This window comes from Celeribacter sp., assembly GCF_048261515.1.
Taxonomy (GTDB): Bacteria; Pseudomonadota; Alphaproteobacteria; order Rhodobacterales; family Rhodobacteraceae; genus Celeribacter.
In genome coordinates, this window is the sequence record NZ_JBLXFZ010000001.1 from 837255 (window position 1) to 863602 (window position 26348).

Genomic DNA, 26348 nt, shown 5'->3' on the forward strand with positions numbered 1-26348 from the left:
GTCTTCAGCGTTTGTAGGTCGATGCGCGGAACGGCAGAGCCGCCACGCTCACAGGCAGGCGCTTGCCCCGCAATTCGGCAAAGATGCGCGTGCCCGTATCCGCATGGTCGGCGGGCAGGTAGCCCATGGCAATCGGTTTTTGCAGGGACGGAGCAAAACCGCCCGAAGTAATCGTTCCAATCGGCGTGCTGTCGGTTTCATTGGCAAAGAGCGGCGTGCCCTCGCGCATCGGCGCGCGGCCTTCGGGGAGCAGGCCAACACGCAGGCGGCTCGGTCCCTCGGCCAGTTCGCGCAGGATACGCTCGGCACCAGGGAAGCCACCCTCCCGCGCACCGCCCGCGCGACGTGCACCTTGGATCGCCCAGCCAATATTGCCCTCGGCTGGCGTGGTTGTCTCGTCAATGTCATGACCATAGAGGCACAGCCCAGCCTCAAGGCGCAGGCTATCGCGCGCGCCAAGACCGATAGGCTCGACCTCCTCCATCGCGACAAGCGCCTCGGCAAACTCGTCCGCGTCTTCGGCAGGCAGCGAGATTTCAAACCCGTCCTCGCCCGTATAGCCCGACCGCGACACCCAGTATTCGGTGCCCGACACGGTAAAGATACGGCTGTCCATGAAGCGCATTTCGACAACGTCGGGAATGATGCGTGCGAGCGCGGCCTCTGCCGCTGGCCCTTGCAGCGCAACGAGCGCGCGGTCGGTGATCTCCGTGACGGCCACGTGCTCGGGCAGATGCGCACGGAGATGGGCAACGTCAGCGACCTTGCAGGCCGCGTTAACCACGAGGAAAAGTCCCGCCCCCGTGTTGGCAATCATCAGGTCATCCAGAATGCCACCGTCCCCATTGGTAAAGATCCCGTAGCGCTGACGCCCTTCAGCAATGCCCAGAACCGACACAGGCACGATGGCCTCCAACGCAAGGCACAGGGCCTCATGACCATCAGCGGAAGTGAGCATCACCTGCCCCATGTGGCTGACGTCAAAAAGCCCCGCCGCGGCGCGTGTGTGCAGATGCTCTTTCATCACGCCGAGGGGATATTGCACGGGCATGTCGTATCCCGCGAAGGGCACCATCTTTGCATCATGGCGAAGGTGGAAATCATAAAGGGGGGTCGTCTCTAGGTCACTCATCTGGTCCTGCTCCTGACCGCTGCTGCGGTGCGATTGGGGCCGGCGCGAGAGACGCCCGGCATCACGACGGGGCAATCCCCCGACCGATGCCCCCTCTGTCCTTGGTGCCTGAGATCGTTATCCCGTCGGCGGGCACGCCTTACGCGCCTCTCTCCAGAGTTTTATGTAACAGGACGGTCCTTTTACCTGAGAGTTTACCGGGGCGGTTGCTCCTTCGGTAGAGGCTGCGCAGACGTTCCTCTTCTCCCGACCTGTCACATCCGCTCTATGACATGGCGGGATTCGTCGCAAGAGGAGAAGTTTCCGATAGGAAACAAAACCGCCGCCCGTGCGGGTTGCAGGGCGGCGGTTGATCAAGGAATTGGCAGAAACGGCGCAGGTGCGCGGATCAAAGCTTCGGTGCGACCTGCAATAGCGGCATTACCGAAGACATATCGGGCCCACGTTCGCGCCCCGTGACCGCCTTGCGCAGCGGCATGAACAGCCCCTTGCCCTTGCGGCCCGTGGCGTCCTTGACAGCAGTGGTCCACTCTTTCCACGTTGCGTCCGTGTAGGGCGGCTGCGGCAGCAGGTCGAAGGCCTGCGCGATAAACTCGCGATCCTCGTCATCGACAAGCGGGGTGGCGCCATCGCGGAACAGGGTCCACCATTCGGCCATATCGGCCTTCACCGTGATATTTTCGCGCACCACGTTCCAGAAGGCTTCAGCCTGATCGGCAGGCACGCCAAGCGCCAGCACCTCGTCCTTCACCTCCGCAAACGGGCGGGCATGGTTGACCTGCGCGGAGAGTGGCTTGAGGTCTTCGGGATCGAACTTGGTCGGGGCCGCGCCGAAGGTCGCGAGATCGAAGCCCTCGATCAGCTCTTCCATCGAAGTGCGCAATTCGACGGGCTGCGACGAACCAAGACGCGCCATGAGCGACAAAAGCGCCATCGGCTCAATCCCCGCCTCGCGCAAGTCACGCAGCGCCAAAGTGCCCAAACGTTTGGACAGCGCCTCACCCTGCGGCCCTGTGAGCAGCGAATGGTGGGCGAATTCGGGAACCGTGCCACCGAGAGCATTGATGATCTGGATCTGCGTCGCGGTGTTGGTGACGTGATCGGAGCCACGCACAACATTGGTGATGCCGAAATCCACGTCATCGCAGACGGAGGCGAGCGTGTAGAGGAATTGCCCGTCCGCGCGGATCAGCACGGGATCGGAGACAGAGGCCGCGTCAATCGACATATCGCCAAGGATACCATCGGTCCAAGTGATCCGCTCGTGGTCGAGCTTGAAGCGCCACACACCGTCACCGCGCTCGGCACGCAGGGCAGCTTTCTCCTCCTCGGAGAGCGCCAGACCCGCACGGTCGTAGACGGGGGGCTTGCCCATGTTTAGCTGTTTCTTGCGCTTGAGATCAAGTTCGGTGGGTGTCTCGAAACACTCGTAGAAACGGCCCATCTCGCGCAATTCGTCGGCGGCCTGATTGTAGCGGTCGAGGCGGTCGGACTGTTTTTCAAGCCGATCCCACGTCAGGCCAAGCCATTCGAGGTCTTCCATGATCGCGTCGGCATATTCCTGTTTGGAACGCTCGGGATCGGTGTCGTCGAGGCGCAGGATGAACTGGCCACCGTTCTTTCGTGCGATCAGGTAGTTCATCAGCGCAGTGCGCAGGTTGCCGATGTGGATGTAGCCCGTGGGGGAGGGCGCGAAACGTGTGACGGTCATGTGAGGTCTCCTGTTGGCGCTTCCTCTTTCATATCACGGGCAAAGAGTCCATATCGAGAGGAGCCAGACAAGGAGACGACGCAATGGCCGAAACCGAGCAGACGCCCGAAGTGACGACCGACGACAATGCGCTGCCGCCCGATCTGGCGCAGATCGAAGCCATCGCTTTCGAAACCGTTGCCGCCCTGCCGCCCGCATTCCGCGTGCTGGCGGGTCAGGTGGCGATCACGGTGATGGATTTCGCGCCTGAGGATTTGCTGGCCGAGATTGGCATCGAAGATCCCTTCGAACTGACGGGCCTCTACACGGGCATCCCGATGACCGAGAAATCCACGATGGATCAGGCGAATGCACCCGACACGGTCTGGCTCTTCCGCCGTCCGATCCTTGATGAATGGGTTATGCGCGGGAATGTCACGCTCCGCCAGATGGTCAGCCACGTCACCGTCCATGAATTCGCGCACCATTTCGGCTGGTCCGACGACGACATCGCGACAATCGACCCGTGGTGGGAGATGGATTGACCGTCCCACACGCGGCCTCCACCGCTCGGGGATCACAGTTCTATGGACGTGACCCGTTTCCGCGCTACATTCGCATTCAATAAATACAATGCGAGAATCGCACACTCGGGAGGAATTCAACATGACCAGATCCACGCCTCGTTCCGCACCACACCTCGCCCGCCGCACCTTCTTGGCGGGGGCGGCCGCCCTGCCCGCCGCAGCCAGCCTGCCCCGCTGGTCATGGGCGCAAAGCCACCAGCACCACAGCTTCAAACTCGGCGACTTCGAAGTGACAACCCTGTTGGCCGAGACCCGCATGGTGCGCGACCCGCACAACATTTTCGGGCTCAACGTGGACGATGAGACCTTCGCCGCGGTCGCAGCCGCCAATGGGCTCGATCCAAAGGAGACCACGTTCTATTTCACCCCGACACTGGTCAACACGGGAAGCGAGTTGATCCTCTTTGACACGGGCACATCGCGCGATGCGATCACCAATGCGCTGGCCGCAATCGGCCACACGCCCGAAGACATCGACCGCGTTGTCATCACCCACATGCACGGCGACCATATCGGCGGGATCGGCACGGACGGTGACGCGACCTTTGCCAATGCGGCCCATGTCACGGGCGCCGACGAGATGGACCATTGGGACTTCTCTGGCGACGATGGGTTCGAGGCGCGTATCCGCCCGATGCAGGACCGTTTCGACGTCATCGGCGATGGCGACGCTGTGGCTTCGGGCATTACCGCCATGGCAGCCTTTGGTCACACGCCGGGGCATATGGCCTATCATCTGGAAAGCGCGGGGCAGCGGCTGGTACTGGGCGCGGATTTCTCCAACCACTTCGCCTTCTCGCTGGCCAATCCCGATTGGGAAATGCTCTTCGACGCGGACAAGGCACAGGCAGTGGCGACCCGCAAGAAAATGCTCGACATGCTGGCCACGGATCAGGTGCCGCTCATTGGGTATCACATGCCATTTCCCGCCCACGGCCATGTCGAGCGACGTGGCGAAGGCTATGCGTTTACACCTATCGGCTGACCTCGATTGCGCGCGAATTTATGCGCCACTCGACTTGCCTGACCTGTGTCAAAGCAGCTACCGATTGCGGAAGGTATGTTTGCGATAACGGGTCCACGGTTGAATGGAGGGGCGCATGGCGGAAATTCTAACCATCACACTCAACCCGACGGTTGATTTGTCGACCTCCGTTCCCGAGGTGGTCGCGGGGCCGAAGCTGCGGTGTTCCATGCCTGAGGCCGATCCGGGCGGCGGCGGCATCAATGTCTCGCGCGCGATCAAGTTTTTGGGCGGAGACAGCACGGCCTTTATTGCCACGGGTGGAGAGACTGGGGCGCGGCTTTTGCGGCTGCTCGCGCGCGAAGGGGTGCGCTTCACCGCCTTTGCCGTCACGGGTGACACGCGCCAGTCCATCGCTGTGACTGACGCCGCGACAGGGGCGCAGTATCGCTTCGTCATGCCTGGCCCGACATGGACGACGGAAGCGGTCTCCGATGCGCTACACGCCATTGATCGGGCGGCTCCAGATGGTGGGATCGTAGTGCTCTCCGGCTCGCAGCCTCCGGGTGTGCCCGTCGACTTCACATCGCGGCTGTCACACAATCTTGACGCACATGGGGTGCGGCTCTTCGTCGACACATCGGGCGCGCCGCTGCACGAACTGGTCGCCAATCCCGCCAATCCTTTCGTGCTGCGCATGGATGATGTGGAGGCCGAGGATATCGCGGGCCGCAAATTGCCGACCCGCGCGGATACGGCCGACTATGCCTCTGAACTGGTCGCGCGCGGTGTAGCACGCACGGTCATCATTGCGCGCGGCTCGGACGGGTCCACCTTGGCCACGTCTGATGGTCGCTGGCACGCCTCGCGCGCCATTGATCCCGCCGAAGTTGTCTCGGCCGTAGGTGCAGGCGACAGTTTTGTGGGGGCCTTCACCATGGCTCTCGCGCGCGGCGACGACATGCATCAAGCCCTGTGCTTCGGCACCGCCGCCGCCTCTGCCACGGTCACGACCAAGGGCACACGGCTGTGCGATCCCAAGGACGTTGCGCGGCTTCTGGATGGCTGCAAGCTGGTCGAGATCTAGGGACGCGCCCTAGCTCTCGTCCCGCCAACGGTTCGCAATCGGGTAGCGACGATCCAGCCAGAAGGCCGCCTGCGTCAGTCGTGTGCCTGGGGCCGATTGGAAGCGCTTGTATTCGCTGATGTAGAGCAGGTGCTCGACCCGCTTGACCGTGGCGCGATCAAAGCCCGCCGCGGCCAGATCGGCCACGCTTTCCTCGCGGTCCACCAACCCCTCAAGGATCGCGTCCAGAACCTCATAGGGCGGCAGGCTGTCCTCATCCTTCTGGTCGGGACGCAGCTCCGCCGATGGCGGCTTGTCGATGATCGACACGGGGATGACTTCACCCTCAGGCCCCATCATCCAGTCGCGGTGATTGGCATTGCGCCAGCGGCATTGCTCGAACACCCGCGTCTTGTAGAGATCCTTGATCGGGTTGTAGCCGCCGTTCATGTCGCCATAGATCGTGGCATAGCCGACAGCCACTTCGGATTTGTTCCCCGTGGTCAGGAGCATCTCGCCGAACTTGTTGGACATGGCCATAAGCAGCAGACCACGCAGGCGCGACTGGACGTTCTCTTCGGTCACATCCGCCTCACGCCCCTCAAAGAGCGGGGCGAGCGTCTCGGTGATCGCATCGCGTCCCGCCTTGATCGGCACGAAATCATAGTGGCAGCCAAGACGGGTGGCGATGTCTTTGGCGTCATCAAGCGAGCCTTGAGAGGTGTATTCAGACGGCAGCATAACGCAGCGCACATTCTCCGCACCGATGGCGTCCACGGCAATGGTGGCGACGATGGCGCTATCGATCCCGCCCGACAGACCGAGCAGGACCTTGCCAAACCCCGTCTTGCGCAGGTAATCGCGCAGGCTCTCGACCATCGCGCGGTAGTCCTGTTCCCATTCGTCGGGATGATGGGCAACATCGCCATCCTCTGCCACCCAACGGCCATCGCTCTTGACGAAATCCACATGGGCAATCGCCTCGTCAAACACGGGCATGATTTGCGCAGGCTTTCCGTGACGGTTCAGCACGAACGAGCCGCCGTCGAAAACCTGATCGTCCTGCCCCCCGACCATGTTGAGATAGACCAGCGGCACGTCGTTCTCGGTGACACGGCTGACCATATGGGTCAGGCGAATATCGAATTTGTTGCGGAAGTAGGGCGAACCGTTGGGCACCAGCAGAATCTCCGCGCCGCTCTCCACCTGCGCCTCGGCCACGTCCTCGTGCCATGCGTCCTCACAAATGGGCGAACCGATCCGCATCCCCTTGATCGCGTAAGGCCCTTCGACAGGCCCTTCGGCGAAAAGTCGCTTCTCGTCAAAGACGTTGAAATTGGGCAGGTGGTGCTTGCGCAGCACCACTTTCACCGCGCCGTCTTCCAATATCCAGTAGCCGTTATAGAGCGCCTCGGCGTAGGCGTATGGGCCACCAATGGCGATCGCGGGGCCATCTACGGTGAGCGCTGCTAGCTCCTCAAGCTTGGCCATCGCGGCATTCACCAAAGCGGGCTTTTTGACGAGATCCTGCGTCTGGTAGCCCGTTATGAACATCTCGGGAAAGGCGATCAGATCCGCCCCCGCGGCGCGGGCCTCGTCATGCGCCGCACGCGCGGCCTCGGCATTGGCGTCAATCGCGCCTACGGTCGGGTTCAACTGGGCCAGTGTGAGACGGAATCTCTCGCTCATGTCGCGCGCCTTTCTATCTTGCGAGCTTGGTTTACCAGAATGTGCAGCAAGGGAAAGCCGAGTGCGGCAAAAACATTTGCCCCTCGCGGGCCACGCCTCTAGGTTTGGCGTGGATCGGGCAGGGTGCCCGTTGAGGCCGCGGGTGCGGGCGCGCGATGCGCCAAGACGATCCGGTCGCCCGCAGCGACAGACAGAATACAGGCAAGGTGCCATACATGACGTTAACCACGCGATTTCTGAGCCTCGGGGCGGTGACGCTCCTGACATTGACCACTTTGGGGACCGTGTCTGGCGCCTTTGCGCAAGAGGCGGGCGAGGTGATCACACGCCAGAATGACGAAGGTGGCATCTACGAGGGCACCTTCCGCAACGGATTGCAGCACGGGGTAGGCACCTATTCCCTGCCTTCGGGCTTTGAATACACGGGCGAGTGGGTCGACGGGGAGATCAAGGGGCAAGGCCTCGCGCGCTACCCCGATGGCTCCATCTACGAAGGCGCCTTTGAGGCGGGCAAGCCGCACGGCTTCGGCAAGATCACCTATGCCGATGGCGGCACCTATGAGGGCGATTGGGCCGAGGGTGAGGCGACTGGATCGGGCGTGGCCACCTATGCCAACGGCGTGACCTACGAGGGCGGCTTCCTCGGCGCGGCACACCACGGCCAAGGCCGCATGGAAAGCCCCTCTGGCTATGTCTACGAGGGCGACTGGGTGAACGGCGTCAAGGAAGGTCAGGGCAAGATCACCTATCCCGAAGGCGCCGTATACGAAGGCGGCGTGCAGGACGACAAACGCCACGGCGAGGGCGTGTTGACCATGGAGGACGGTCTGATCTTCGACTGCACTTGGGTCGACAACCAATGCGACGGTCAAGGCAAGATCACCCAACCCAACGGCGATGTCTATGAGGGCGACCTCCGCGCAGGCAAACGCGACGGGACCGGCAAGGTCACTTATGCCAATGGCGACACCTACGTGGGCGAGTTTGCCGATGACAAGCGATCGGGACAGGGCACCTACACAGGCACAGACGGATACGTCTACACGGGCCAATGGACCGAGGGCCGCATCGAAGGCTATGGCCGCGTCGTGCATCCTGACGGTTCGGTTTATGTCGGCGAATTCCTTGACGATCTGAGCCACGGCAAGGGCAAGATCACCTACCCCTCTGGCACGACATACGAGGGCGACTGGCAATATGGCATCATCGAAGGCACAGGCACCGCGCGCTACTCCAACGGCCTGATCTACGAAGGTGAGTTCCGCAACGCGAAAAACCACGGCTTCGGCAAGATGACCTACACCGATGGTTTCGTCTACGAAGGCGAGTGGGTCGAAGGCATGCGCCAAGGACAGGGCACCGCAACCTACGCCGATGGCACGGTTTACAAGGGCGGCTTCGTCGATGGTAAACGCGAGGGGCAAGGCACAGCGACCATGCCATCGGGCTTCAGCTACACGGGCGAATGGAAAGCGGGCGAGATGCACGGACAAGGCCGCGCGACCTACGCAAACGGCGATGTCTACGAAGGGACTTTCGAGAACGGCAAACGTCAGGGGCGGGGCACGATCACCTATGCCACTGGCGAGGTTGCCACGGGTGAATGGTCCGAAGGCGCGCTCGTCACGCCTGACGACAGCGCCGCTGACGGAGCCACCGACGGTGCGGGCGACACCCCTGCCGAAGACGCTCCGAAAGCGGATGAATAGGCCCGCGCTCCCCCTCACCGCGACATCCCGCTCCACGATTGGTGCAAAAATGGGCTTTTCTTTAGCGATTGCGCGGCTATAGTCGCTCGCATGACGACGAAGCCCCATAACACGACCCTAGCCCTGCGCAGTGACGCGGGTCTTCGTCGTGCGCTTCTACTCCTTAGCTGCCTCTGAGCGTGCCATCGGCGCGACCGCTCGGGGGTATTCACGCGCCAGATTCAGCACAGCTAAGGACACCACCATGCACACTACCTACCCGACGCAGTCACCTGCGCATGCCGTCACCCCCGTGACCGCCACGATCCATGGCTCGACCGGCCAAGGCATAGCTCGCTTTCTTGAGGTCGCCCCCGTCATGGATTATGAGAACGCCGATCCTGTCATTGTTCAGGCGGGTGAAAACGCCATTGCGTTCAAAGACAAACCGAATTCCAGCGACAGTGACTGCGCTGCCGCTCCGAAAACCCGTATTTGAGGAGACAGGGACATGACCGATAGAGTCCTGATATTCGACACCACTTTGCGCGACGGCGAACAAAGCCCTGGCGCAACCATGAGCCATAACGAGAAACTGGAAATCGCCACGCTTCTCGACGAGATGGGCGTAGACATCATCGAGGCAGGCTTCCCGATTGCCAGCCAAGGGGATTTCGAAGCGGTTTCCGAGATCGCGAAACAAAGCCGCAACGCCACGATCTGCGGCTTGGCACGCGCGAATTACGCGGATATCGACCGCTGCTGGGAAGCCGTGAAGCACGCCAAATCGCCGCGCATTCACACGTTTATCGGCACAAGCCCACAACACCGCGCCATTCCGAACCTCAACAAGGACGAGATGGCCGAACGTATCCACGACACCGTGACCCACGCGCGCAACCTGTGCGACAATGTTCAGTGGTCGCCGATGGACGCAACACGGACCGAGTGGGACTATCTGTGCCGCGTGATCGAGATCGCGATCAAGGCGGGCGCGACCACGATCAACATTCCCGACACCGTGGGCTACACCGCCCCGCGTGAAAGCGCCAACCTGATCAAGAGGCTGATCGAAACTGTGCCTGGTGCCGATGAGGTGGTCTTCGCCACCCACTGTCACAACGACCTCGGCATGGCGACCGCCAACTCTCTGGCTGCTGTCGACGGCGGCGCACGCCAGATCGAATGCACGATCAACGGTCTGGGCGAGCGCGCGGGCAATACCGCCCTCGAAGAAGTCGTCATGGCCATGCGCGTGCGGGGCGACTTGATGCCCTACTCCACGGGGATCGATACCACCAAGCTGATGAATATCTCGCGGCGCGTGTCGCAGGTGTCGGGATTTGTCGTTCAACCGAACAAGGCCATCGTTGGCAAAAACGCCTTCGCCCACGAGAGCGGCATCCACCAAGACGGGATGCTCAAGAGCGCCGACACCTTCGAGATCATGCGTCCGCAGGATGTGGGCCTGACGGGCACCTCCCTGCCCTTGGGCAAACACTCGGGCCGCGCGGCGTTGCGTGCCAAACTGGAGGAGTTGGGCTATTCGCTGGCCGACAACCAGCTCAAGGACGTTTTCGTGCGGTTCAAAGAACTGGCCGACCGCAAGAAGGAAGTCTTTGACGATGACGTGATCGCCCTGATGCAGGCCAGCGGCGCGGACAGCCAGAACGAGCGCGTGAAAATCAAACACCTGCGTGTGATCTGTGGCTCCGAGGCTCCGCAAACCGCCGACATCATTCTCGAAATCGACGGCGAGGAGAAGCATTGCACGGTCGAGGGTGACGGTCCTGTCGACGCCACGTTCAAGGCGATCAAGGAATTGTTCCCGACCACCGCCCGCCTGCAACTCTATCAAGTGCAGGCCGTGACCGAAGGCACCGATGCACAGGCCACAGTGGTGGTGCGCCTCGAAGAGGACGGTAAAATCGCAACGGGGCAAAGCTCCCACACCGACACGGTTTTCGCCTCTGCCAAGGCCTATATCAACGCGCTCAACCGCCTGTTGGTGCGCCACGAAAAGGCCAGCGGCGGCGACGTCAAAGAGATCAAATACACCGACGCGGACTGATCCCCGCAGGACGCGGATCGCGCGTCACTTATCAAAATCGAACATGGCGCGAGGGAAACTTCGCGCCATGTCACGTTTCAAAGGTGCAAAGGGCGCACAATCGAACATCTTCACGCGACCGCCCCGTCGCCGCCCGCGCACCAAAATGGCACCTTGTCCACCCTATAGCCCTGTTCAACGGCAGGACTTCGCCACATGGGACCGCCCTGCCCCTTTCCCCGCAGGCGCGAGACACTTATAAGTCTGCCGATACGGGGGATTCTCCCTCCAATGAGATTTAGGGGTATTTAGACGAAATGGCGGGCTTCTCGGGACTTTTCTCGTCGGACATGGCGATCGACCTCGGCACGGCGAACACGCTGGTTTATGTCAAAGGCAAAGGCATTATTCTCAACGAACCGTCTGTGGTGGCCTATCACGTCAAGGACGGCCGCAAACAGGTGCTCGCCGTGGGTGAGGACGCCAAGCACATGCTCGGCAAGACACCAGGCTCCATCGAGGCCATCCGCCCGATGCGCGACGGTGTGATCGCGGATTTCGACACCGCCGAAGAGATGATCAAACACTTCATCCGCAAGGTGCATAAGCGCACGACCTTCTCCAAGCCGAAGATCATCGTCTGTGTCCCCCACGGTGCGACCCCTGTCGAGAAACGCGCCATTCGCCAGTCGGTTCTCTCCGCTGGTGCGCGCCGCGCGGGCCTGATCGCAGAGCCGATTGCCGCAGCCATCGGTGCAGGGATGCCCATTACCGACCCCACGGGCAACATGGTTGTCGACATCGGCGGCGGGACGACCGAAGTGGCCGTTCTCTCGCTCGGTGACATCGTTTATGCGCGCTCGGTGCGCGTTGGTGGTGACCGTATGGACGACGCCATCGTTGCCTACCTGCGCCGCCAGCAGAACCTTCTCATCGGGGAAGGCACCGCCGAACGGATCAAAACCACCATCGGCACTGCACGGATGCCCGACGACGGACGCGGCGGAGTGCTGACCATCCGCGGGCGCGACCTGCTCAACGGTGTTCCCAAAGAGATCGAGATTTCGCAGGCCCAAGTGGCCGAAGCACTCGCCGAACCTGTGCAGCAGATTTGCGAAGCCGTCATGGCCGCGCTTGAAACCACGCCGCCCGATCTTGCCGCAGACATCGTGGATCGCGGTGTGATGCTGACGGGGGGCGGGGCGCTCTTGGGCGAGCTGGATCTGGCTCTGCGCGAGCAGACGGGTCTGGCCATTTCGGTGGCCGACGAGTCACTAAATTGTGTGGCACTCGGCACTGGCAAGGCACTGGAGTATGAGAAACAACTCCGCCATGTCATCGACTACGATAGCTGACGGCCCGCGCGCCCCTTATCGGGGCGGGGCCACTGCGCACGAGGACACAGGTGGCCAGAGATAGAGGCAACTCCGACAATTATGTCCGCCCGATCCGGCGATTGCTGGTCGGGTTGTTGGTGCTGTGCTTTCTGGCCGTTTTCGTGCTTTGGCGCATCGACAGCCCGCGCGTCGAGCGGATGCGTGCGCAACTGATCGACCGTGTGATGCCCTCGATGGAATGGGCTTTGGTGCCTGTGACCAAGGTCGTCGGCATGGTCGAGAACTTCCAGAGTTACCAACGTATCTACGAGCAGAACCAAGAGCTGCGCCGCGAATTGCGCGACATGCAGGCGTGGAAAGAGGCCGCTGTTCAACTGGAGCAGCAAAACGCCAAACTGCGCGCCCTCAATGCTGTGCAACTCGACCCCAAGCTGACCTCTGTTTCGGGGCTGGTGCTGGCCGATAGCGGCTCGCCGTTCCGCCAGTCCGTGCTCATTAACGTGGGTGCGCGCGATGGAATTATGGACGGTTGGGCCACAACGGACGGGCTGGGCCTTGTCGGACGGATCTCGGGCGTGGGCGAGAATACCTCGCGCGTGATCCTTCTGACCGATAGCAACTCGCGCCTGCCCGTGACGGTGCAACCTTCGGGCCAGCGCGCGATCCTGTCAGGTGACAATACAGCGCGTCCGCCGCTGGAGTTTATCGAGAACCCCGAACTTGTGCGCCCTGGCGACCGTGTTGTGTCCTCGGGCGATGGCGGTGTGTTCCCGCCCAATATTCTCGTGGGCCAAGTGGCCCTCGGCCCCGACCGCCGACTACGGGTGATCCTGTCGGCCGACTACGAACGCCTAGACTACCTGCGCGTCTTGCGCACGCATGAGGGGGAGCGCATTGTCGATCCAGGATCACTGATCGTCCCCGAAGAGCCGCTTGATACCTTCGCACCCTCCCACGATGGAACTGACGTGAGCGATGGCGAAGACACCACGGGCGAGGACGCGGACACAGGGGCGGGCGATGGTTGATCCGCGCACGATCCGCAAATGGGGACACCGCGCCGCGTTTCTGGCCATTTTCGGCGCGACTGTCTTCGTTTACCTTCTGCCCTTGTCGTCGGGCACGGGTCATTGGCCTGGCCCCGATGTGGCCCTCGCGGTTGCCTTTGCATGGGTGCTGCGTCGCCCCGATTTCCTTCCGCTCTTTGTCGCCGCGCCAGTGTTCTTCCTTTCGGACGTGATCTTCCTGCGCCCTCCTGGTCTGTGGGCTGCGATCTCGATTATCGGACTTGAGTTCCTGCGCCGCCGTGAACCGACCTCGCGCGACATGCCGTTTCTGGTGGAATGGGCGATGGTTGGCGGGGTGCTTGTAGCGATGGCCGTTCTCTACCGCGCGACCTTGGCGGTGTTCATGGTGGACCAGACATCTCTCGGACTTGTGTTGCTGGAACAGGTTTCAACCCTTGCGGCCTACCCGCTCGTTGTGTTGATCTCGTCGAAGGCTCTGTCGGTAACGAAACTCACACCGACCGAAGCCGACGAGTTGATGAGGCAATCCTAGATGCGTCGTTCTCCAGCCGAAACCGCCGCCTCTGTGCGCAAGATCTCCCGCCGCACGTTGTTGCTTGGCGGGGCGCAGCTCGCGTTCATGGGCGCGCTCGGACTGCGGATGCGGTATTTGCAGGTGGATCAGGCCGACCAGTTCCGTCTTCTTGCCGAGGAAAACCGCGTCAAGATCCGCCAGCTTCCGCCCGCGCGCGGATTGCTCTACGATCGTAACGGCGCGGTGATCGCCGAGAACGAACAGACATTCCGCATCGTGATCCGCAAGGAAGACGCCAGCCAGCTTGATCTGGTGCTGGCGGAACTGGAGCGGCTGATCGGCCTGCCCGAGAGCGAGCAGGAACGCGTGCGCAAAGAAATCCGTTCGCGCGAGACAGGCCCCTCGGCACCAATCACCATCGCCGACCGCCTCAGTTGGGAAGCCTTTTCAGCTGTGGCCGCCAATGGTCCCGCACTCCCAGGTGTGACGCCCGAAGTTGGCCTGTCGCGGTTCTACCCGCTCCACGAGGATTTCGCCCATATGGTCGGCTATGTCGGCCCCGTGTCGAGTTATGACCTGTCGAAGATGGACGAGATCGACCCGCTCTACCGCATTCCGCGTTTCCAGATGGGCAAGGCCGGAATCGAGGCGCGGCTGGAATCGACGCTTAAAGGAAAGTCGGGCACGATGCGCGTGGAGCAAAACGTCCACGGCCGCATCATCCGCGAACTTGATCGTCAGGAGGGAGTTGCGGGCGCAAATATCCAGCTCACCTTCGATAGCAAATTGCAGAATTTCGTTCAGGCGCGACTGGCGGGCGAAAGCGCTGCCGCCGTGGTTATCGACGTGGAATCGGGCGACGTTCTGGCGGCGGGATCCACGCCCGCTTTCGACCCGAACCTCTTCGTGCGTGGCATCTCGGTCGCCGATTACAACGCCCTTCTGGAAAACAAATTCCGCCCCCTGCCGTCGAAATCGATGCAGGGTGCCTACCCCCCTGGCTCGACGTTCAAAATGGTGACGGCGCTTGCCGCGCTTGAGGCGGGCGAGGTTGCCCCCAATGAAACGGTGCGCTGCCTTGGTCATACGGAAGTCGGCGGGCGTCGGTTCCACTGCTGGAAACGCGCGGGGCACGGAAATGTCGATCTAACAGGATCGCTGCGCCATTCTTGCGATGTCTATTACTACGAAATGGCACAGCGTGTCGGGATTGAGCGGATCGCCGCAATGGGACGCAAACTCGGCCTTGGCTCGACTTACGACCTGCCTGTGTCAGGGGAAAATTCGGGCCTGATGCCCGACAAGCAATGGAAGCTCGTCAATCGCGGGGCCGAATGGGTGGTGGGCGACAGTCTCAATGCCTCCATCGGGCAGGGCTATGTTCTGACGACACCAATGCAACTGGCCGTGATGACTGCGCGAATTGCGACGGGTCGCGAGGTGATCCCGCGCATGATCAAATCGGTCGATGGCGTGGAACAACCCCTGCGTGGCGGCGGGTCTCTCGACATCAACAAGAACATGCTCCGCTCGGTGCGCCAAGGCATGTATGAAGTCTCCAATTCGTCGCGCGGAACGGCCTATAGTTCACGCATCGCGAATGCCACATTGCGCATGGCGGGCAAGACGGGGACATCACAGGTGCGCTCGGCTGTGGTCAACAACCGCGACGTGCCTTGGGAGCAGCGTGACCACGCGCTTTTCGTCTCCTACGCACCCTTTGATGCACCGAAATACGCGGTCTCGGTGGTCGTGGAGCACGGCGGCGGCGGCTCGACAGCAGCGGCTCCCGTTGCGCGCGACATAATGCTTTTCGCGCTCCACGGCGCAGTGCCTCCCCTCGACAGCTACCCCTCTTCACAACGCGGCACGATCCGCGAGCGCCTGCGCAATCTGCCCCTGCGCGGCAGCGAAGAGGACGAAACGGAGCGGTCGCGCGCATGAGCTATCTTGAGCACAATCTTAAGACGGTGCCCACGGGCCTGTCCAAAGTGCTTTACGTCAATTGGGCGCTTGTCGTGCTTTTGGCGGCGGTGTCCTCGGTCGGCTTCGTGATGCTCTATTCGAATGCGGGCGGATCGCTGACCCCATGGGCGGAGCCGCAGATGAAGCGCTTTGGCATGGGGCTCGCGTTGATGTTCATCGTCGCCTTCGTGCCGATCTGGTTCTGGCGCAACGTGGCGGGGATCGGCTATCTGGTCGCGTTTGTCCTGCTGCTTGTGGTCGAATTCTTTGGCGATATCGGCATGGGCGCGCAACGGTGGATCGACCTTGGCTTCATGCGTTTGCAGCCCTCCGAGTTGATGAAAATCACCCTCGTGATGTTTCTGGCGGCCTATTACGACTGGCTCGATATCGGCAAGGTCTCGCGTCCGCTTTACGTGGCGATCCCCGTGGCGATCATTCTTGTCCCGACCGCGCTCGTGCTCAAACAGCCTGACCTTGGCACCTCAATCCTGATGCTCACAGGCGGCGCGATGGTGATGTTCGCGGCAGGGGTTTCACTTTGGTATTTCGGTGCTGTCACCGCAATGGCCGCGGGTCTCGTTGGCGCGGTGTTTGCCTCACGCGGCACCTCGTGGCAGTTGCTCAAGGACTACCAGTTCCGCCGCATCGACACCTTCCTTGACCCCTCAACCGATCCGCTCGGTGCGGGCTATCACATCACCCAATCAAAGATCGCGCTTGGCTCGGGTGGCTGGACGGGGCGCGGGTTTATGCAATCGACGCAATCACGGCTGAACTTCCTGCCCGAGAAACACACCGACTTCATCTTCACCACGTTGGCGGAGGAATTCGGCTTTCTGGGCGGCGTCTCGCTTCTGGCACTCTATGCGCTGATCATCGTTTTCTGCCTCGTCTCGGCGGCCCGTAACCCCGACCGTTTCGGCGCGCTTGTCACCGTCGGGATCGCGGGGACGTTCTTTTTGTTCTTCGCCGTGAACATGTCGATGGTGATGGGGCTTGCGCCTGTCGTCGGCGTGCCCTTGCCGCTGGTGTCATACGGTGGATCGGCAATGCTGGTGCTTATGGTCGCCTTCGGCCTCGTCCAGTCGGCGCATATCCATAGGCCAAGGGGTCGCAAATGACGCTCACCATTCTGTTCTCCGCCCCCGATGATGATTGGGACGATTACCGCGAGGTGCTTCCCGAGACGCTCCGCGCGGTCGGGATTGACGCTACCGTAACCCGTGAGGCAGATGCGGCAGATGTCGATTACATCGTCTATGCGCCCAACGACACGCTCACCGATTTCGCTCCCTTCACGCGGGCCAAGGCGGTTCTGTCTCTCTGGGCAGGGGTTGAGAAGATCGTCACCAATCCGACCCTGACCCAACCTCTTTGCCGCATGGTGGATGACGGGTTGGCGCTAGGGATGCGCGACTATGTAGTGGGGCATGTCATGCGGGCCCATCTCGGCGCCGACCGCTACACGCGTACCACTGCACCCCATTGGGACAAACACGTCCCGCCACTCGCACGCGACCGCAAGGTGGCCGTTCTGGGTCTGGGCGAGTTGGGCGCGACCTGTGCCGAGGCGCTCGCCGCCCTCGGATTTAATGTGCATGGCTGGTCGCGCCGCGCAAAACCCGCCGATGCCTTCCCCACGCTGACCTGCCATCACGGCGAGGGTGGATTGACGAATGCGCTTGCGGGCGCGGACGTGGTGGTCACGCTCCTGCCCGACACATGTCAGACACATAGCATACTGAATGCCGACAGGCTGTCGGCGCTGTCACACGGGGCTGCGGTGATCAATCCGGGGCGCGGGGTTTTGATCGACGACGAGGCTTTGATCGCGGCCATCAAGAGCGGTCAGATCGGCAGTGCAACGCTTGATGTTTTTCGCGTCGAACCCCTGCCCGAAGATCACCCATTCTGGGGCGTGCCACAGATCACCATCACACCCCACATCGCCGCCGCCACCCGTCCCGACACGGCCAGCGCCGTGATCGCCGAGAACATCAAACGCGGTGAGGCAGGGCAGGATTTCCTGCACCGTGTGGACCGCGCGGCTGGCTACTGACGTCAGACGAGTTTCGGCGGGCTTTCGGGGTCCATGCCTGGTGCGGAGGGGCCTGTCGATGGCGCTTCGGGTTCGGGTAGATCAAACCGCAACCCGTGACGGGCCAACGCGGCGCAGACGGGATCGGACGGTTTGAAAAACGCCACATCCAGTGCCCCTGCCTCAATCCCCGAAAAGGTCAGCGCTTCCGAGACAATCCGCGCGAGTGTTGGCTCTGCACCGGGAATATGATCAACGAATCCAAGGATATGGCTGCGCGTGCCGCCCTCGTATTTGACACCCGCGAGATAGGCCATCCGCGCCAACCCGCCTGCAATGGCGAGCTTTTGGTCCAGCGCGCCGATCAACACTTCGGGCAAGCCGTGCGGCGGGGTGATCTCTTCGGGGGTAGCCTCAGCCTCGGTCGGCTCATGACCGAGAGTGTCGCGGAGCCAGTCGACAGCGGAGGCAGGTAGGAGCATCTCGGAAGGCGCAACCGTCAGGTTGAGACCAAGCCCCAATCCCGACCCTGCCAGCATCTCCGCCAGAGACCGCCCCGACAGCGCAACATAGGGCACTGCACCCGCAAAGGACGCAAGGCGTTCCTCGCGGTCGAAAACCAGCACGAAACTGTCATCCTCGACAGGGAACACGCGCGGGGTGACAGGGCCATCATCTTGTGGTTCCTCTTCCAGAAGAAGGAACAGTTCCGCATCCGCCACCCGCTCGTAAAATCGCAACCGAGCGGCATCATCTTCGGGTGAAGCCATCATTGCGGCATGAGCGCGGTCGATGGGAGTCGCGTCGGGGTCGTGAGCGGCGGGAGTGACGGAAGGGTCGGACATGGACATTGGAGCTCGCTCGAATGTGATGGGTATCAAAGATGCCCACACGACTACCCGCAGGCACAGGGGAGAGGCAAGCGAAAGCGTGTTATCCGTTCTCCACATCACCGATGCAGCGCCTTCTGACCGTGCAAAGTGCCGATTTCAAACCCGTTTCCGTGGCCCTGCGCCCCAGTTGTTCCTTGCCCCATCCCTGCCCTTCCAGTATCTCCGAGCGAACGTAGGAAACGGGTGAACGCCATGATTGTCGCATGGCACAAAGGGGCGGAGGAAACGCATGTATCGCGTCTGGGGTTTCATAACGAACTATTCGCTACTGCTCATTCTCGGAGCGGTGATCGCGCTGATCTGGGCCAACGTGGACAGCCACTCCTACCACACCTTTGTCGAGTTCCCGATTGCCGAGCATTTCTTCATTGGCGAGATGCACGAGGGGCACCGGATGTTGACGCTACACTATCTGGTCAACGACCTTTTGATGGCGCTGTTCTTTGCCATTGCTGCCAAAGAGGTCTGGGAAGCGGTGATCCTCAAGCAAGGTTCGCTGCGCGGCAAGAAAGCGGCGACACCGCTAGTGGCGACGGCAGGCGGCATGCTCGGTCCGATTGCGGTCTACCTCGTCCTTGCCATGATCCTCGGATCCGACACCTTCGACGCGGTCAAGAACGGTTGGGCCGTGCCGACCGCGACCGACATTGCCTTCTCCTATCTTGTGGGGCGTGTGGTTTTTGGCGCGGGGCACCCTGCCGTTCGCTTCCTGCTTCTTCTGGCGATTGCCGATGACGCGGCAGGCCTTGTGATCCTCGCGATCTTCTATCCCACAGGCGATCTGGCGGTGCAGTGGCTGCTTCTGTCCATCGCGGCCGCCGTGGCTGTGTTTGTGCTCGCCAACTGGCTGCCACGCAAACTCGACAAGGGACGCGAGCTGCGCCCGAATTCGACATGGGTGCGCAATACGCTGGGCTTCTGGCCCTATCTGATCGCGGGCTGCATCTCGTGGTATGGTTTCATGCGCGCGGGCATCCACCCTGCCCTCGGCCTCCTTCCAATCGTGCCCACGATCCCGCACGCCGACCGTGCCTTCGGCATATTCGCGGAAGCCGAGAAACACCTCACCGACCTGCTCAACGACATCGAGCACAAGCTCAAGACGCCCGTCGAGGTCATCCTGTTCTTCTTCGGGCTGCTCAACGCAGGGGTGGAATTCAATGCCATCGGCGACCCTACGTGGCTGGTGCTGGCGGGCCTGATCATCGGCAAACCCTTGGGAATTCTGCTGATGGGTGCATTTGCGGCGCATGTGTTGCGCCTTGGTCTGCCTGAAGGGATGCGGACGAGCGACCTGTTCGTGATCGGCTGCGTTGCAGCTATCGGGTTCACGGTATCGCTCTTCATCGCCGCAGTGGCTTTTGAGCCCGATGCCATGCTCGGCGACACGCCCGTGCAGGCTGCAGCCAAGATGGGGGCGCTTTTCTCCTTCGGTGCGGCGATTATTTCCATCGTTATGGGCAAGCTGTTCGGCGTGAAAAAGGTCGAAGGCTAACGCCGACCACATAAGCAAACGCATCTCGAAGGGCGGGGATAACCGAGGTGTTGTCCCCGTCCTTCGCACAACTTATGCGAATTGATTGGATTGTGTGGTTTTCACGGACATATTATCGCCAGAAAGACCCGTTAGTCTTATTCTGGTAAAATTCTGGTAAAATGGATGGGTTAACCTGTCGCAACGGTCTACTATTGGACCACGCGCATGAGGCCGAAGCAGAAAAGGGCAGCGATGCTCGAATTCGACAACGTCAGCAAGTCCTTCTGGACAGGGACGCAGCGCAAGGTCATCCTTGATCGCGCGTCTTTTCGTGTGGAATTGGGAAACAGCCTTGGCATTCTGGCCCCCAACGGGACGGGGAAGACGACGATCATTAACATGATGTCGGGCCTCGAAAAACCTGATGAGGGCGAAATCCGCCGCGGCTGTCGTATCTCGTTCCCGCTGGGTTTCATGGGCGGCCTGAACAACAAGCATACAGGCCGCGAGAACGTCCGCTTCATCGCGCAACTCTATGACCTCGACCCCGATTACGTCGAGGCGTTCTGCCGCTGGTTATGCGGGCTCGAAGAGTATTTCGAGATGCCCGTGGCTACATACTCGTCGGGGATGCGGGCGCGTCTGTCCTTTGCGCTCCTGCTGGCGCTGGATTTCGACATCTACCTGATTGACGAGGGCATGCCCTCCACCACCGATGTGACCTTCAACCGCAAGGCGGGCAGCATTCTGCGTGAACGGCTGGAACACGCGACGATCATTGTGGTATCCCATCAACCGTCGACGTTGGAGAAGTTCTGCCGCTCGGCCGCTGTGCTGCGCAAGGGCAAGCTTCATTTCTTCGACACGCTGGAAGAGGCGAAAGCACTCTATGACTACGAAGCCTAAGGTTCAAAAGTATCGCGTTCGCCGCACGCCCCGCACGACGGGCGCGGCCTCCGCCGACACCTCCACGCCCGCGAACATGGCGAGCGGGGGTGAACAGGCGCGCGCCGCAAACACGCCCAACCCGTCTGGCGCCCCGAAGGTTCGGACCCAGAAAGCCCAGCCCGCCGCCGCCAGCAAGGATACTGGCCAGTTGTTCGACAATGGCGGTCATGACGACGGGTTCGGGGACGAAGTCTACCCTGGCTCCGCGGCTGCCGATGCAAAGGCCGCGAGCACATCCCCAAAACGCGCAAACCGCCAAAAGGGCGGCGTTGCCAGCGATATGGAACGCGCCGCCTCGCAAGACGCAGCAGCGTCCGATGATGTAGCGGCATCCGAGGCTAAGACAGGCGATGTGACCCCAAGCGACGAAATGTCGATCGACGAGGCTATAGATGCGATCCGCCGCGAAGGGTTGACGGGACGCCAGTTGCGCATGGCGCGGCGCGTAGCCGCGAAACACGGGCTTGCTCCGACCTCCGATTTCGACGCGGTGCGTCTGTTGCGCAAAAAGGGCATCGACCCCTTCCAGAAGTCCGCCATTCTCGATCTGGTCGAGACCGAGGAAGGAAGCACGGGACTGCCTGCGGAACGCGCCGAACCGGGGCTGCCCAAGACAACAAATGGACCCGCACTTCCACCACCCGCCGTGCTTGAACGCATCGCGCGTGAGGAAGAAATTTCCACCATCCAGCGCGACATCGCCAGACGCCGACGCCGCAAGTTGCTCCTGCTGGTGACACGGCTCGCAGTCTTCGTGTTCCTGCCCACCATTATCGCGGGACACTATTTCTACAATATCGCGACACCGATGTATGCCACCGATAGCTCGCTGGTCATCAAACAGGCGCAAAGCACCAGCGCGAGTGGCGGCATCGGATCGCTGTTCTCTGGGTCGCCGCTTGGCACCTCGCAAGAGGCCGTGACGGTGCAAGACTACCTGATGTCCAAGGACGCCATGCTGCGGCTCGACCGCGATGCAGGGTTCAAGGCGCATTTCTCATCCGAAGCTATTGACCCGATCCAACGGCTGCCTGAAAACCCCTCCAACGAGGAGACCTTCAAGGTTTACAAGAAGCGGGTGCGCATTGGCTACGATCCGACCGAAGGCATCCTGAAAATGGAAGTGGTCGCCGCCGATCCCCAGACCTCCACGGACTTCTCGAACAAGCTCATCACCTACGCCGAAGAGCGCATGGACCAACTCACCCAGCGTCTGCGCGATGACCAGATGCAGGGCGCGAGAGAGAGCCTTGAGGACGCCGAGGCAAAGATGCTGGCGGCGCAGGAGCAGGTGGTGGAGTTGCAAGAGCAGATGGGCATCATTTCGCCCGACGCTGAAACCTCCGCCATCATGAGCCAGATCTCGGGTTTCGAGACACAGTTGCAGGAGAAGAAGCTCCAGCTTCAACAATTGCTCGACAACCAGAACCCCAATCAGGCCCGCGTCGACGGTGTGCGAGGCGATATCCGTCGTCTGGAGAATCTCGTTACCGAGCTGCGCGCACAGCTGACACAGGCGCAAGGGCCCTCTGGCTCTCTGGCAAGGATCACGGCGGAATTGCGCATGGCGGAGGTCGAGTTGGCCACCCGTCAGGCCATGGTGCAACAGGCGCTGCAATCGCTAGAAATGGCGCGGATCGAGGTCAACCGACAGGTCAGCTATCTTGCGACAGGTGTGAGCCCCGTCGCGCCCGAAGATCCCGCCTACCCGCGCAAGTTCGAGAACACTCTGCTGGCGCTGTTTTTGTTCTCGGGCATCTACCTTTTGGCATCGCTCACGGCAGCAGTGCTGCGTGAACAGGTCTCGGCCTGATCGCAACGTGCACGTTTGCGGGCAAAGTGCCCGTTTATTGGGCACCTTACGATCGCCCCGCTAAATCTCGCCAAATCGCGCGGCGGCGCTTGGAAAGCTCCGCGCGATTTGAGAAGCTCTTCGAGACACGTTTGAGCATTCCTCTCACAATATGGAAGACACATATGACCCGCATCCCCGAGACATCCTCAACACCCAACACATGGGAATTTCTCCGCGACCCGATGATCACGCCGACAGGGTTTCGTGAATACGATGCGCGTTGGAAATATCCCGACGAGATCAACCTGCCTGGAATGACTGCACTCGGCCTCGGGATCGGGACGCAGATGAAACTGCGCGGTCTCGACCCTGTCATCGCGGTCGGCAACGATTACCGCGACTATTCGCTCACGATCAAAAACGCGCTGATCGTCGGGCTGATGCAAGCAGGGATCACCGTAAAGGACATCGGCCCGTGCATCACGCCCATGTGCTATTTCTCCTCCTTCCACCTCGACACACCCGCCGTGGCGATGGTCACGGCCAGCCACAACCCGAACGGCTGGACGGGCGTGAAGATGGGCTTCGAGATGCCGCTTACCCACGGTCCCGACGAGATGGCCGAACTCAAGGACATCGTGATGAACGGCAAAGGCCAACCCGCATCGGGCGGCTCTTACGAATTCATCGACGGTGTTTGGGACGCCTATATGGATGACCTCGTGGGCGACTTCAAAATGACACGCAAGCTTAAGGTCGTCTGCGCCACGGGCAACGGCACCGCTGCCGCCTATGCGCCGATGCTGTTCGAACGGCTGGGCGTCGAAGTCGTCGAGAGCCACAACACGCTCGACTACACCTTCCCCCACTACAACCCCAACCCCGAAGCCATGGAAATGCTCCACGACATGTCCGACAGCGTGAAAGCGTCCGGCGCAGACTTCGCGCTTGGCTTTGACGGCGACGGGGACCGCTGCGGCGTGGTGGATGACGAAGGCGAGGAAATCTTCGCCGATAAAGTCGGCGTCATCATGGCCCGCGATCTCAGCAAGATCTATCCCAACTCGACCTTTGTGGCGGATGTGAAATCAACGGGGCTTTTTGCTTCCGATCCCGAGTTGATCGCCAATGGCGTTAAGGCGGACTATTGGAAAACGGGCCACTCCCACATGAAGCGCCGCGTACATGAACTTGGCGCGTTGGCGGGTTTCGAGAAGTCGGGCCACTACTTCCTCGCGGGCGACATCGGGCGCGGCTATGACGACGGGATGCGCGTCGCCGTCGAGATCTGCAAACTGATGGACCGCAACCCCGACATGAAAATGTCCGACCTGCGCAAGGCCCTGCCCGTCACCTACTCCACCCCCACCATGTCCCCCTACTGCCCCGACACCGAGAAATACGACGTGCTCGACCGCATCGTTGCAAAACTAGTCGCAAAAGTGGAGGCGGGCGACACTTTCGCGGGTAAAGCCGTGAAAGAGATCGTGACCGTCAACGGCGCGCGCGTCATTCTTGAGAACGGCTCGTGGGGCCTTGTGCGGGCGTCCTCGAACACCCCCAACCTCGTGGTTGTGTGCGAAAGCTCCGATAGCGACGCGGAGATGCGGGCGATCTTCAAAGAGATCGACGATGTGATCCGCACAGAGCCCTCGGTCGGCGACTACGACCAGACGATCTGACGGCAGAAAATCGCGGCACAAGTCGCAACAATAATCGCACGCCCCGACCGTCAGGTCGGGGCGTTTTGCGCAGCAGCGCCTCGCGCTACAGGACCGCACCTATTCGAGAGAAGTTTACTTCATCTAAGTGGGAAATTTTTCGTGATTCGGGGTTGCACAGATCGCCTCATGAGATTAATTAGCGCGACACGTTGGGATGTAGCCAAGTGGTAAGGCAACTGTTTTTGGTACAGTGTACCGTAGGTTCGAATCCTACCATCCCAGCCACTTCCTTTTTCCGCACTTATTCGATGGCAGAGCGCACCTCTCGCGTTTGATCCACGCGCACCCTATGCCATGGAAAAGGCCGCCCGATTTCTCGCGCGGCCTTTGGTCGTTTTGAGAGCGGGTGTTGCTATGCCAAACTCGGCAGCCACAGCACAATCGCAGGGAAGGCCACAAGTAGACCGATGGTCACAGCATCCGCGACGAAGAAGGGTGTGACACCTTTGAACACGTCCTGCACGGTGAGGTCATCGCGCACCCCCGCAACCACGAAACAGTTCAACCCGATGGGCGGTGTGATGAGGCAGAACTCTGCCATCTTCACCACCAGAATCCCGAACCAGATCGCGCACATCGGCCCTGACATGCCGAAGGTGCTTTCGGCTGCTGTAACCGCTTCGCCCCCGTTGAGCGCCATAACGGCAGGATAAACCACGGGAAGCGTGAGAAGCATCATCCCGATGGCATCCATGAACATCCCCAACACGGCATAGGCCAGCAGGATGCACACAAGAATCATCATGGGCGACATGGTGAGCGACGTGAGCCAGTCGGAGAAGGCTCCTGGAAGGTCTGCAAACCCGAGGAAACGCACGTAGATCAGCACACCCCAGATGATGGTAAAGATCATCACCGCGAGCTTGGCTGTTTCCAAGAGCGCACCCTTGAACTCCTTCCACTTCATGCCGTTGTAGAGCGCCATCAAAAAGACCACGAAGGCCCCGATTGCACCGCCTTCCGTGGGCGTGCCCCATGCCTCGCCGCCGAACGGATTGTAGACGAAGAGGACGATGGTCAGGACCACGATCAAAATCGGCGAAGCGGCAGGAAGCGACTGGAACCGTTCTTTCCATGTGAAGCCCCCTACGGCAGGGCCGAAGTCCTTGATTGTGAGCGCCATGCCGATGATCAGCGCGGCATAGACGATGGCGGAGAACAGGCCGGGGATGAACCCCGCAAGCAGCAGCTTGCCCACATCTTGCTCGACGATAATGGCGTAGATCACAAGGATCGCGGAGGGCGGGATGAGAGAGGCGAGCGTACCACCTGCGGCGACGACACCCGCCGCGAACCGCTTGTTGTAGCCAACCGCAAGCATCTCGGGGATTGCGATGCGGGCGAAGACAGCCGAAGTCGCGATAGAGGCGCCCGAGACAGCCGCGAAACCTGCCGTGGCGAAAATCGTGGCTACCGCCATGCCACCCGGAACCCAAGCGATCCAACGCTTTGCTGCGGTAAAGAGCGCCTTGGTCAGCCCTGCGTAATAGGCGAGATAGCCGATCAGGATGAAGGTCGGGATGAGGCTCAACGCCTGACTTGCCACTTTCGAATGCGGCACCTGCCCTGCGGTCTTGACCGCAACCGTCAGCGCCCAATCGAACTCGGCGGGGTCAAACCCCTTCTTCGACCAGAAAATCCAGATGAGGCCGACAAGACCCGCAAGGCCTGCGGCAAAGGCAACGCGCATTCCGAGAACAACCAGAACAAGCAGTCCGACGGAGACGTAGAGGCCGATTTCAATAGGTTCCATAACGTGC

Annotated in this window: 21 protein-coding genes, 1 tRNA gene and 1 riboswitch; of the genes, 17 read left to right on the forward strand and 5 right to left on the reverse strand. The window is 61.2% G+C overall.

What is annotated here, in order from left to right; all coding sequences use genetic code 11:
- Window positions 1–4: 4 nt before the first annotated feature.
- Window positions 5–1132, reverse strand: a complete 1128-nt coding sequence (gene gcvT, locus ACN0SC_RS04075) for a glycine cleavage system aminomethyltransferase GcvT (protein WP_417248373.1) — start codon at window positions 1130–1132, stop codon at window positions 5–7.
- Window positions 1133–1296: 164 nt separating this feature from the next.
- A riboswitch (glycine riboswitch) is annotated at window positions 1297–1391 on the reverse strand.
- 129 nt (window positions 1392–1520) lie between these two features.
- The gene (gene gltX, locus ACN0SC_RS04080; protein ID WP_417248374.1) at window positions 1521–2843 is read right to left on the reverse strand and encodes a glutamate--tRNA ligase; all 1323 of its coding nucleotides are present in this window, start codon (window positions 2841–2843) and stop codon (window positions 1521–1523) included.
- 83 nt (window positions 2844–2926) lie between these two features.
- Here gltX and ACN0SC_RS04085 point away from each other — a divergent pair, with 83 nt between their 5' ends.
- From ACN0SC_RS04085 to ACN0SC_RS04095, 3 genes are all read left to right on the forward strand, one after another.
- Window positions 2927–3367 carry a metallopeptidase family protein gene (locus tag ACN0SC_RS04085; protein WP_417248375.1) on the forward strand — a complete coding sequence of 147 codons (441 nt, stop codon included), beginning with the start codon at window positions 2927–2929 and terminating at the stop codon, window positions 3365–3367.
- 121 nt (window positions 3368–3488) lie between these two features.
- On the forward strand, window positions 3489–4394 hold the full coding sequence (locus ACN0SC_RS04090) for an MBL fold metallo-hydrolase (protein WP_417248376.1): 906 nt from the start codon (window positions 3489–3491) through the stop codon (window positions 4392–4394).
- Window positions 4395–4509: 115 nt separating this feature from the next.
- Entirely contained in the window at window positions 4510–5460 is a 951-nt protein-coding gene (locus tag ACN0SC_RS04095; RefSeq protein WP_417248377.1) for a 1-phosphofructokinase family hexose kinase, read from the forward strand.
- A 9-nt stretch (window positions 5461–5469) separates the two neighbouring features.
- On the opposite strand, the gene ACN0SC_RS04100 is transcribed toward ACN0SC_RS04095, so the two are convergent.
- Entirely contained in the window at window positions 5470–7128 is a 1659-nt protein-coding gene (locus tag ACN0SC_RS04100; RefSeq protein WP_417248378.1) for an NAD+ synthase, read from the reverse strand.
- Between the two features lie 215 nt (window positions 7129–7343).
- Between ACN0SC_RS04100 and ACN0SC_RS04105 the strand changes: the two genes are divergently transcribed.
- The 9 genes from ACN0SC_RS04105 (at window position 7344) to ACN0SC_RS04145 (ending at window position 17772) form a co-directional block, all read left to right on the forward strand.
- On the forward strand, window positions 7344–8837 hold the full coding sequence (locus ACN0SC_RS04105) for an MORN repeat-containing protein (RefSeq protein WP_417248379.1): 1494 nt from the start codon (window positions 7344–7346) through the stop codon (window positions 8835–8837).
- 244 nt (window positions 8838–9081) lie between these two features.
- Window positions 9082–9315 carry a hypothetical protein gene (locus ACN0SC_RS04110; RefSeq protein ID WP_417248380.1) on the forward strand — a complete coding sequence of 78 codons (234 nt, stop codon included), beginning with the start codon at window positions 9082–9084 and terminating at the stop codon, window positions 9313–9315.
- A 12-nt stretch (window positions 9316–9327) separates the two neighbouring features.
- Window positions 9328–10887: a 2-isopropylmalate synthase gene (locus ACN0SC_RS04115; RefSeq protein WP_417248381.1), complete on the forward strand. Its 1560-nt coding sequence runs from the start codon at window positions 9328–9330 to the stop codon at window positions 10885–10887.
- Between the two features lie 296 nt (window positions 10888–11183).
- A complete protein-coding gene (locus ACN0SC_RS04120; protein WP_417248382.1) occupies window positions 11184–12221 on the forward strand; it encodes a rod shape-determining protein in 1038 nt (345 codons plus the stop codon).
- 50 nt (window positions 12222–12271) lie between these two features.
- A complete protein-coding gene (mreC, locus tag ACN0SC_RS04125; protein WP_417248383.1) occupies window positions 12272–13231 on the forward strand; it encodes a rod shape-determining protein MreC in 960 nt (319 codons plus the stop codon).
- A complete protein-coding gene (locus ACN0SC_RS04130) occupies window positions 13224–13763 on the forward strand; it encodes a rod shape-determining protein MreD (RefSeq protein ID WP_417248384.1) in 540 nt (179 codons plus the stop codon). Before mreC ends, ACN0SC_RS04130 begins: the two co-directional genes overlap by 8 nt.
- Window positions 13764–15689, forward strand: coding sequence for a penicillin-binding protein 2 (mrdA, locus tag ACN0SC_RS04135; protein WP_417248385.1), 1926 nt, complete (start codon window positions 13764–13766; stop codon window positions 15687–15689).
- Window positions 15686–16834, forward strand: coding sequence for a rod shape-determining protein RodA (rodA, locus tag ACN0SC_RS04140; RefSeq protein ID WP_417248386.1), 1149 nt, complete (start codon window positions 15686–15688; stop codon window positions 16832–16834). The genes mrdA and rodA overlap by 4 nt, the downstream gene beginning before the upstream one ends.
- A complete protein-coding gene (locus ACN0SC_RS04145) occupies window positions 16831–17772 on the forward strand; it encodes a 2-hydroxyacid dehydrogenase (RefSeq protein WP_417248387.1) in 942 nt (313 codons plus the stop codon). The genes rodA and ACN0SC_RS04145 overlap by 4 nt, the downstream gene beginning before the upstream one ends.
- 2 nt (window positions 17773–17774) lie before the next feature.
- Here the strand turns inward: ACN0SC_RS04145 and ACN0SC_RS04150 are convergent, their stop codons facing one another.
- Window positions 17775–18596: an SseB family protein gene (locus tag ACN0SC_RS04150; protein ID WP_417248388.1), complete on the reverse strand. Its 822-nt coding sequence runs from the start codon at window positions 18594–18596 to the stop codon at window positions 17775–17777.
- 277 nt (window positions 18597–18873) lie between these two features.
- Between ACN0SC_RS04150 and ACN0SC_RS04155 the strand changes: the two genes are divergently transcribed.
- From ACN0SC_RS04155 to ACN0SC_RS04175, 5 genes are all read left to right on the forward strand, one after another.
- Complete coding sequence (locus ACN0SC_RS04155; RefSeq protein ID WP_417248389.1) at window positions 18874–20139, forward strand: Na+/H+ antiporter NhaA; 1266 nt, start codon at window positions 18874–18876, stop codon at window positions 20137–20139.
- A 234-nt stretch (window positions 20140–20373) separates the two neighbouring features.
- Window positions 20374–21027, forward strand: a complete 654-nt coding sequence (locus ACN0SC_RS04160) for an ABC transporter ATP-binding protein (RefSeq protein ID WP_417248390.1) — start codon at window positions 20374–20376, stop codon at window positions 21025–21027.
- Window positions 21011–22882 carry a capsule biosynthesis protein gene (locus ACN0SC_RS04165; RefSeq protein WP_417248391.1) on the forward strand — a complete coding sequence of 624 codons (1872 nt, stop codon included), beginning with the start codon at window positions 21011–21013 and terminating at the stop codon, window positions 22880–22882. Before ACN0SC_RS04160 ends, ACN0SC_RS04165 begins: the two co-directional genes overlap by 17 nt.
- Before the next feature lie 164 nt (window positions 22883–23046).
- Window positions 23047–24546, forward strand: a complete 1500-nt coding sequence (locus ACN0SC_RS04170) for a phosphomannomutase/phosphoglucomutase (RefSeq protein ID WP_417248392.1) — start codon at window positions 23047–23049, stop codon at window positions 24544–24546.
- Between the two features lie 192 nt (window positions 24547–24738).
- A tRNA-Gln gene (locus ACN0SC_RS04175) sits at window positions 24739–24813 on the forward strand.
- Between the two features lie 127 nt (window positions 24814–24940).
- Here ACN0SC_RS04175 and ACN0SC_RS04180 read toward each other — a convergent pair.
- Window positions 24941–26341 (reverse strand): TRAP transporter large permease, encoded by a 1401-nt coding sequence (locus ACN0SC_RS04180; RefSeq protein WP_417248393.1) that lies wholly within the window; start codon window positions 26339–26341, stop codon window positions 24941–24943.
- Window positions 26342–26348 lie beyond the last annotated feature (7 nt).

Coding starts and splice junctions, on each gene's coding strand:
- gcvT (WP_417248373.1), bottom strand. CDS start 1,132: ATGAGTGACCTAGAGACGACCCCCCTTTATGATTTCCACCTTCGCCAT.
- gltX (WP_417248374.1), bottom strand. CDS start 2,843: ATGACCGTCACACGTTTCGCGCCCTCCCCCACGGGCTACATCCACATC.
- ACN0SC_RS04085 (WP_417248375.1), top strand. CDS start 2,927: ATGGCCGAAACCGAGCAGACGCCCGAAGTGACGACCGACGACAATGCG.
- ACN0SC_RS04090 (WP_417248376.1), top strand. CDS start 3,489: ATGACCAGATCCACGCCTCGTTCCGCACCACACCTCGCCCGCCGCACC.
- ACN0SC_RS04095 (WP_417248377.1), top strand. CDS start 4,510: ATGGCGGAAATTCTAACCATCACACTCAACCCGACGGTTGATTTGTCG.
- ACN0SC_RS04100 (WP_417248378.1), bottom strand. CDS start 7,128: ATGAGCGAGAGATTCCGTCTCACACTGGCCCAGTTGAACCCGACCGTA.
- ACN0SC_RS04105 (WP_417248379.1), top strand. CDS start 7,344: ATGACGTTAACCACGCGATTTCTGAGCCTCGGGGCGGTGACGCTCCTG.
- ACN0SC_RS04110 (WP_417248380.1), top strand. CDS start 9,082: ATGCACACTACCTACCCGACGCAGTCACCTGCGCATGCCGTCACCCCC.
- ACN0SC_RS04115 (WP_417248381.1), top strand. CDS start 9,328: ATGACCGATAGAGTCCTGATATTCGACACCACTTTGCGCGACGGCGAA.
- ACN0SC_RS04120 (WP_417248382.1), top strand. CDS start 11,184: ATGGCGGGCTTCTCGGGACTTTTCTCGTCGGACATGGCGATCGACCTC.
- ACN0SC_RS04130 (WP_417248384.1), top strand. CDS start 13,224: ATGGTTGATCCGCGCACGATCCGCAAATGGGGACACCGCGCCGCGTTT.
- mrdA (WP_417248385.1), top strand. CDS start 13,764: ATGCGTCGTTCTCCAGCCGAAACCGCCGCCTCTGTGCGCAAGATCTCC.
- rodA (WP_417248386.1), top strand. CDS start 15,686: ATGAGCTATCTTGAGCACAATCTTAAGACGGTGCCCACGGGCCTGTCC.
- ACN0SC_RS04145 (WP_417248387.1), top strand. CDS start 16,831: ATGACGCTCACCATTCTGTTCTCCGCCCCCGATGATGATTGGGACGAT.
- ACN0SC_RS04150 (WP_417248388.1), bottom strand. CDS start 18,596: ATGTCCGACCCTTCCGTCACTCCCGCCGCTCACGACCCCGACGCGACT.
- ACN0SC_RS04155 (WP_417248389.1), top strand. CDS start 18,874: ATGTATCGCGTCTGGGGTTTCATAACGAACTATTCGCTACTGCTCATT.
- ACN0SC_RS04160 (WP_417248390.1), top strand. CDS start 20,374: ATGCTCGAATTCGACAACGTCAGCAAGTCCTTCTGGACAGGGACGCAG.
- ACN0SC_RS04165 (WP_417248391.1), top strand. CDS start 21,011: ATGACTACGAAGCCTAAGGTTCAAAAGTATCGCGTTCGCCGCACGCCC.
- ACN0SC_RS04170 (WP_417248392.1), top strand. CDS start 23,047: ATGACCCGCATCCCCGAGACATCCTCAACACCCAACACATGGGAATTT.
- ACN0SC_RS04180 (WP_417248393.1), bottom strand. CDS start 26,341: ATGGAACCTATTGAAATCGGCCTCTACGTCTCCGTCGGACTGCTTGTT.